Origin of the sequence: Rhizobium sp. BK538, assembly GCF_014197575.1 — a bacterium.
Classification (GTDB): Bacteria; Pseudomonadota; Alphaproteobacteria; order Rhizobiales; family Rhizobiaceae; genus Rhizobium.
Window position 1 is genome coordinate 241,064 of the sequence record NZ_JACIFT010000008.1, and the last position, 7,911, is coordinate 248,974.

The 7,911-nt window shown below is 59.7% G+C and carries 3 protein-coding genes; 1 reads left to right on the plus strand and 2 read right to left on the minus strand.

The window, feature by feature from the left end; all coding sequences use genetic code 11:
• Positions 1–5: 5 nt before the first annotated feature.
• Entirely contained in the window at positions 6–1,367 is a 1,362-nt protein-coding gene (locus FHX09_RS12540) for a TolC family outer membrane protein (protein ID WP_037081881.1), read from the minus strand.
• 454 nt (positions 1,368–1,821) lie between these two features.
• On the opposite strand from FHX09_RS12540, the gene FHX09_RS12545 reads away from it, so the two are divergent.
• Positions 1,822–2,445, plus strand: coding sequence for a GGDEF domain-containing protein (locus FHX09_RS12545; RefSeq protein WP_244423722.1), 624 nt, complete (start codon positions 1,822–1,824; stop codon positions 2,443–2,445).
• A 338-nt stretch (positions 2,446–2,783) separates the two neighbouring features.
• Here FHX09_RS12545 and FHX09_RS12550 read toward each other — a convergent pair.
• Positions 2,784–7,911, minus strand: a 5,128-nt coding sequence (locus FHX09_RS12550) for a proprotein convertase P-domain-containing protein (protein WP_184450047.1), incomplete at its 5' end; no start/stop codon positions are given.

The window sequence follows — 7,911 nt, forward strand, 5'->3', positions numbered from 1 at the left end:
CTCGACTACTGCTGTCGAATTGGCGCTAGGAGATCCAGGGGCATGCCAGCCTTTTGATGGGAATCAAGCTCGACATATCCAGGATTCGCGACACTCGCGGGGACAGCAAACTCTTCCCGCGCATAAGGCTTGGACTGATCGACTGGCTTCAGCTTCATCGTCTGAAGCAGATTGCCCGATGCCGCCAGGATCTTGTACTCGGCAAACTGCGAGGCAACGCGCGCGGTATCGGCGAGAACCTGAGTGTTGAATTTCGTGTTCTGCGCATCGAGCACATCGAGCAGCGAGCGCTGACCAACCTTGAACTGCTCGCGGTAGGAACCGACGAGCTGGTTGTTGATCGAGGCCTGCTTGTTCAGGATGCCGGAAAGCTCGCCGCGGCTGACACGTTCGTTCCAGGCGGAACGGACCGACTGCTCGACTTCGCGCTGGACCTGGGCGAGATTATAGCGCTGCTCGCCGGCGCGGCGGATCTGCTCCTGCTCGCGGGCGACATCGATGCCGCCGCGGTAGAGGTTCCAGCGGGCAACGACGCGGACCTGGTAGTCGTTGGTGTTGCCTTCATCGCCATCGATATCGTTGCCGACTCGGGCCGTGCCTTCGAGGTTGACCTTCGGCAGGAAGTTGGCGCGCGCGCCGCGAACGCCGGCATCGGCTGCGTTGACATCCGCATTGGCCGAATAGATGCGCGGGCTGTTCTTGCCAGCAACAAAGACCGCGTCGTTCAATGTCTTCGGCACGAACTTGCCGACCGACGGCGGCGTCTGCGCATTGGTGATCGGCTCGCCAACGACCTGAAGGAAGCGGATCTTCGTCTGCTCGAGCTCTTCGAGCGCTTCACGCAGCCGCGCCTTGGCGGCCTGCAAACGCTCGCTGCCCTGCAGGCGATCAGCGTCCGTCAGGGCGCCGCCCTTGATGCTCTCGTCGATATCGCCGACCATCTGCGTGTGGAAGGCGACGTTCTGCTTGGCAGCGGCCACGATCTGGTTCTGGAGCACGTATTCCAGATAGTCCTGCGTCACTTCGAGGGCGAGCGACTCAGAGCGTTCAAGGACCCGAAAGGAGGCGCCATCGACGCGCGAAGCCTGCTGCTCGACCTGAGCGCGGCGGCTGCCGCCATCATAAAGTGTCTGCGAGATCGTAAGACCAACATCGCTCGGCGACAGATAGTCATTATCATCTCTCAGCGAACCGGAGCTGGCATTCGACAGCCGACGACGCCCGATTCCGCTCTCCAGATCTACCGATGGCAAGTATAAACCGCGCGCTTGGCGAAGTTCAAACTCGACAGCTTCACGATCCTTCGCAGCCTGCAAGATCTGCGGATTCGTTTTCATCGTCTTTTCGATGGCCTGCTGCAGAGATATTGCATTGGCATCAGCATAAAACGAAAAACTTAAAGCAACCGTAGCAGACAATGCTGCAAAAATTCTTTTGCCTTTAAACAAGATCGATGCCCCTCAACATCACAGATTCACCCGGCGTACCCGTATACCAAAGATTTTCTTTAGCAAGTAAGTAACACCAATCTTTCCACATTCCAATCGCGACTTCGAGCATTCCTGCCAAGACAGTTAATCGCGGTGGACAACTGCCTAAAGCGAGAATTTTACAGGATTTTTTAACGGGGGCTTTGCCCGAACCTGTTTATCTGGCATTACTTTCAAACGGACATGAACCGCGATGAATTTCAGCCAGCGTTACTCTTCCGCCACAATCGTTTCAGCTCTTCGGATCGCCACCCTCGGCGCTGTCTGCTTTGCGGCTGGATCCGTCGGCGTTTTACTTATCTTAAACCTTATCGCGCCGGATCGACCATTTTTGGTAGGATTTGCCGGCGCGGGCTTAATTTCACTTCTTGTTGCATTTCCGCTGCTTCTGACCTTGCAGCTCAAGGTCAGCGAGCTCCGGAAACTGCAGGAAACGGTTAACTATACTGCGCGCCACGACAGCGTGACCAAGACGCTGAACGGCACGGCCTTTGCGGCTGCCGTCGAACACTACATCGACCGGCGCAAGCGAATCGCGACCGATGCAGGCGGTGTGATGATCGCGGTCGTCATCGATACGCTCGACGAGATCAACCGGCGATACGGTCCGCAATGGGCCGACACGGTTATGCAGTCGCTTGCCGCAATCATCCAGTCGTCGGTCAGAAAGGGCGATCTTGTTGCCCGCCTCGCCTCCAATGAGCTCGGGGTCTTTCTTCCCGGCGCGACGGTCGAGAATGCCCAGGATGTCGGCACGCGTATCCGCCGGCGCGTGGCCGAGGCCTCCTTCTCGGCCGAAGGCACGCCGATGACGATCGGCGTACGCCTCGGCGGCGCGGTCTTCGAGGGAGCGACCGACTTCAACCACATCCGCCAATTGGCCGACGAAATGGCGATGGAGCGCGGCGGCGAGAGCGAAGACGCCATCCCGATGTCGCGGCTGCCTGCCGCATGAGCTGACAGGAGCCACAAGAACGAAGGTAGGGCGCCGAGAGGCGCCCTTTTCGTTGTTGTTCGCGTCAACGAGCTCGGCGTCTTTCGATCGTCGAGAACGCTCAGGATGTTGGCACCCGCATGTGCGCCAGCCGCTAGCCGAAGCCTCTTTCTCGGCAGAGGGTACGCGAATATCATTGACGCCGTCGGGCACGGCCTTCGAGGGCCACCGGACTTCAATCACATCCGTCTGCAGCCGACGAAATGGCGTGCAGCGGCGGTAAGACGAAGCTCCCTGAGCTGATACCAAACGGAAAAGGCACCGGAGGGCGCCTCTTCTTTTGCCGGTTTGTCCGAACGTCAGCCGACGTGCGGTGCCGTCGTTGTGTCGTGCTTGTCGTCGAACAGGATCTTGACCGCTTCCGTGGTGTTCTGGAGAACCGCCACGTCGTGCCAGCCGCCATTGGCGTTGACGCTGACCACGGTATCCGTGCCGCTGACCGTCGTCTTGATGCTGGCGAGTGCTTCCGCCTCGGTTGCCTCGTGGCCGAGCAGGCTGTCGAGGAGCTTCGAGACATCGAGGGTATCGCCTTCGCCTGCCTTGAAGTCGGTGATGACGTCGGCGAGCTTGACGTCGTTCAGGGCATCGGCATCGAGGACGAAGGTGTCAGCCCCTGCCCCGCCCGATATCGTGAACATGCCGCCGCTGCCCGACAGGGTATCATCGCCATCGTTGCCGATGAGCGAATAGGCATTGCTGCCATTTTCGCTGTCGCCAAGCGTCGTGTCGAAGGCAACCTCGACAAAGTGACCGGCCGAGCCGTCCGTCAGGGTGTAGCTGCCATCGGCGAGGATCGACTGGCCGTTGATCTCCGAGTTGGAGGCGGTCGCATCGAGCGAGATGCTGCTGATCGAATGATCCGCCAGCCTCGAAAGCTCTCCGCTGTCGGTGATGCCGTTGTGGTTCAGGTCCTGCCAGACGGTGAGCTTCGAGAACGTAGCGTCGGCCGCATCGATCTTGCCGTCATGGTTGCTGTCGAGCGTTGCCAGCGCCGCCAGGCCGTCGACATATGTACCCCCGGCAAAGTGCGGCGAGAAGATCTCGCTGCCATTGTCGATCTTGCCGTTGCCATCCACATCGAGCGCCAGGATGCCGTCGCTGCCGGCCGTCCAGGCGATCTGATCCTTGTGACCGTCGACATTGATGTCGAACTGCACGCCATTGTCGAGGGACGTGAGGGCGACGCCGTTGTGGTCGAGGTCGAGGATGATGGGGTCGCCATTCGGCTTAGTGAACGATACATGGAGTTCGTATTGACCACTCGAGTTCTTGAATTGGTCATACGCGTTTCCAGACGAATATTCAGACACGCGGACATAGTAGGTGCCCGCATCTAGCGTTGCGACAATTGCTGCGTCCAGGTTTCCCGTCGAACCCGCATCGCCACCGGCATCATCAGTGGAGGCGATTGGCGGTCCCGAAGCTTTAAATAGCGTTAGGCTGTTGTCGAAGTTCGAATGGTCAATGTCGAGAACGACCTTTGTCCCGTTTTCGGTCACAACAAACTTATAGTAATCATATTCTCCCTGCTGCGTCTTTGCGCTGATCGTGATGGAAGAACTCGTTGATGCGTCCTGAATGTCGGGATCATTCGATTTGACATATACGTATGCACTGTCATTCAAATTCAGCGCCGTGGCCGCGTTGGCACCAGCACTCTTACCGATATCATAGGTGTTAGCGTTGCCTGCTAACTCGTTGACATCGGTCACTGAGATGACAACAGCTTTCGCCGCCGCCGGGTTCACGCCGTCACTAGCATTGACCACGATGTTGTAGGCGTTGTCGTGGTTCGCATCCGCCGGCGCCTCGAAGTTCGGCGAGGACTTGAACGTAACCGCGCCGGTCGAGGAGATGTTGAACAGATCAGCATCCGCGCCCGTTAGGCTGTAAGTCAGAGCCGCGCCTTCAGGATCGTTTGCAACCGTCTGGTACACCACGTTCGACGTTGCGGTGTTTTCCGCTTCGCTTCCTGTCGCGCCTGACGTGATGGAAGGTGCTTCGTTAATATCCGTTACAGAGATGGCAACGGCTTTCGTCGCCCCCGGGTTCACGCCGTCGCCGGCGTTGACCACGATGCTGTAGACGTTGTCGTGGTTCGCATCCGCTGGCGCCTCGAAGTTCGGCGAGGACTTGAATGTAACCGCGCCGCTTGACGAGATGTTGAACAGCGCCGCGTCCGCGCCCGTCAGGCTGTAGATCAGCGTTGCGCCTTCCGGATCGTTCGCGATTGCTTGATACACGACATTGGAAACCGCCGTGTTCTCCGGTTCGCTGCCGGTCGTGCCGGAGGTGATGACCGGAGCTTCGTTGACGTCACCGACTTGGATCGTGAAGGCCTGCTGCTTCGACAAGCCGCCCTGGTCCGTCGCTGTCACGGTCAGGTTGACCGTATGGCCGGCCTCATAGTCCAGCGAGACACCGTTTACCAGCTTCAGAACGCCGTTTACCACTTCGAAGCGGCTGTCCGAGACCGTGTAACTATGAGTAGCGCCCGCGTCCGGATCCGTCGTTGTCAAGGTACCGATCACCGCGCCGGCTGCATTCTCGTTGACCGCGCTGTTCGACAGAACGACCGCAGTCGGCGCATCGTTGGTGCCGGTCACCGTCCAGGAGACGGAAGCAGGCGTCGAGACCGTGCCGTCGGAGACGCCGTAGTTCACCGTGACCGTCGTCGTCTGGCCCGATGCCAACGACTGGTAGGCCGAATGGCTCGGATCGAGCGTGAAGGAATGCGTCGCCGCATCGTAGATCACGCCGGCCGGCAGAGTACCCGGCACGCCGGTGACCGACAGGATCGTGCCGGCGTCGACGTCGCTTGCACTGGCAAGCGCGTCAAGCGTGGCGCCTGTGCCATCCTCTGTCGCCGCGCCAGTGACGGCGCCGCTGACAACCGGCGCATCGTTGGTGCCGGTGATCGTGACCGCAATATCCTTCGTGACCGCGTCGTGATCGCCGTCCGTCACGGTGTACGGAATGTGCAGGGCCGCGGTCTGGCCCGCCGGCAGGCCGTCGAAGGCCGTGCCAGGGACAATCGAGATCGTGTGGCCGTCAGCGCCGAGCGTGATCGACGGTGTACCCAGAACGAGCCCAGCGGGAACCCCGGTGTAGCTCGGCGTGCCGAGGGAAAGAGCAGCGCCAGTCACATCGGCGCCGAAGGTGTAGTGAGTACCTTCGGTCAATGTGATGCTCTTGCTCTCGTTCTCCGACATGGCTGCAGCCACATCGATTGCCGTCGGCAAGCTGTCTGCGACATTGATGACGAACTGGCCGGTGCCGAGCGTCACTGCATCGTGGTCGCCGTCGAACGCCTGAACATAGGCACTGAGATCGAGCGAAAGATTATCGCTGCCGGCGGCGTGATCGAACTCGCCGTGCATTGTGAAGGTCGCCGTGCCATGTGCCGAAACCGTCAGGGTGAAGAGCGGCGTTGCCGGCGCACCTTCGGCATAACCGGTCAGTGTGGTTCCGTCGGAAATCACCTTCACCTGCTGGCCGCCGGCTGTAACCGTGCCGAGATTTTCCGCGGTTGCGATGGTTTTCAGCGCGAATACCGCCGCGCCGTTGGCATCGTCAGCACCAACGGAAACCAGCGAGGAAAGATCGATAGTGTCAGACGATACATCGTGGCTGGCCTCGATCTCGAGGCTCCAGTTGCGCAGGGTGCCTACATCGGCCCCAAGATCGTCCCTTATTTCCAGCGTCCAGGTTCCCGCCATACTCTTCCCGTCAAACAGGGAAAGCTGGTCGATCGCCGGACGCCATGTACCGGCATATGGCTGGGTGGCAGCGGTAAAGAAGCTTGCCGCTTCGTCGTCGAACTTGATGGTGCCGTTCGGGTCTCCACCTCCGCCATTGTCGTCAACCAACCGAACCCTCGTGCCATCCGGGGCAATCAGCGTGATCTCAAGGTCTGCCATGAACGTGTGAGTGAGATCGATCGACACGTTGACGTCGTGAATACTTCCACCAGCGGGTACCGTGATGGTCGAGGTGATCGTGCTGACGTCCGGGATGGCAAGATTGACCGCACCCGACGCGAAGCTGTGCGTTTCAAGCGTCGAGCCACCTTCCACGACGTCGCCGGACACCGTCGTGTTGGCAACCAGCGTCGGAGCGCTGTCGGCAACATTGATGGTCAAGGGCTGGTCGACGTAGTCGCCATCGCCGTCGAAGACGCGAGCGACGAGGTTCAGCGAGATATTGTCGCTGTCAGCCGGGTGATCGAGGTTCTGGAAGAGCGTCGCGGCAAAGCTGCCGGGATGCAAGACGCTGACGATGAAGACCGGATGATCGGCCGTATCGCCGGCCTTGAACGCAACGATTTCCTGATCGACGCCATTCGCCGTGCGAACGAGGTATTCCAAAGGCACGCCGTCGGAGGTGAGGTCGTTGTTGATGATCGGATTTCCATTACCATCCCTGCCGATCTCTATATGGGTATTCTTGCTGTCGGCGCCGATATTGATGTTTAAGCTGGCGAAATCGACGTCGACGACCGGAAGGGCCGTTTCCGACAGGGTAACCGTCTGAGCCGCGCCGGTGGCAACCGGCACGTCGTCGTTGATCGTGACGATCAGCTGACCGTTGAGCGCGACGCTGTCGCCGTCGCCGTCGGTCACCGTCACCGTCGAAGAAAGATCGAGGGCCAAGGACGTGTCGCTATCGATGGCGACGATATTGTCACCGTGGCCCGGGTTGACCACTGTATTGCCGTTCGGAGCGCCGCTTCCGTCGAGATCGAACTTCGTGCTGTCGGCGACATTGCCGACATTCACATACCAGGTGGTGTGCGCCGGAATGTTGAGGACGTAGTCCGGTCCTGCGCTGTGGTTGTCGAGGGTCCAGGTCCGGTCCGTGTTGCTGTCGTTGGTGACGCGGATAATTGCGTCGCCGTCGGCCAATCGGCCTTCGAAGGCGAGATTGCTGCCTCCCACGTCCGCAAGCGCGAAATGGGAACCGGGGGTGTCAAGCGCCGTAGCCGGGGTGATCGCGTGACCGTTGATCAACAGTCTATCGACATTGTCGAGCGCACCCACCTGCGTGAAGGTATAGGCTCCTGTCTGCGCATTGACGGCGAACGTGAAGATCGTCGCCAAGCCAGCTTTGGCGATCAAGGTGTTGTCGACCACCGTATAGGCGAGTGCGACGCCGTTTGAGGTCAGCGAAGTCAGGCTCGGGGAGAGAGTGTTCAAGTCGACGCCATACCGTCCGACGCCATCGGCGCCGGTCGAGACCAGAGCCTCAAGGCTGCCTGTGATCGAAGAACCTGCCATGTCTTCGTCGATCGATATGTTGATGATCGCGCCGGTGGAAACTGGCACATCGTCGACGACATTCACCGTGAACGTGTTCGACGCCGTGTCGGCATCCGAATCCGTTGCCGTGTAGTTGAAGGTCAGCGACAGCGTGTTTTCGCTGTTGGAC